The 408-nt window shown below is 66.2% G+C and carries 1 protein-coding gene; it reads left to right on the top strand.

What is annotated here, in order from left to right; all coding sequences use genetic code 11:
- Positions 1-16: 16 nt before the first annotated feature.
- Positions 17-408 (top strand): MmyB family transcriptional regulator (locus tag AC1DUE_RS20500; protein ID WP_477041243.1); only part of this gene is annotated, 392 nt, incomplete at its 3' end.

Raw genomic sequence — 408 nt, forward strand, 5'->3', positions numbered from 1 at the left:
TCCTGCGATCCACCAGATGCTGGACGCTCTGGACAGCGTCTCACCGGCCCTGGTCCTCAACCACCGCACCGACATCCTCGCCGTCAACCATCTCGCCAAAGCGCTGATCACGGACTTCGACGCACTACCGCACCATGACCGCAACTTCGCGCGATTCGTCCTGCTCCACCCCGCCGCACGCGACCTCTTCCGGGACTGGGACCGGGTCGCGGAGGAGTTCGTTTCCCATCTGCGTCTGGCCGCCGGACGCCATCCCGACGACCGCCTGCTCAGCGAACTCGTCGGGGAACTGTGCATCAAAGTCCCCCAGTTCTCCACGTGGTGGGCCGTGCACCGCGTGGACCAGTGCGCCCACGGCGTCCAGCGCCTCGACCACTCCGTGGTCGGTGAACTCACTCTCTCCTGCGA

The sequence above is a fragment of the Cellulomonas sp. P4_A2 genome (assembly GCF_056402515.1).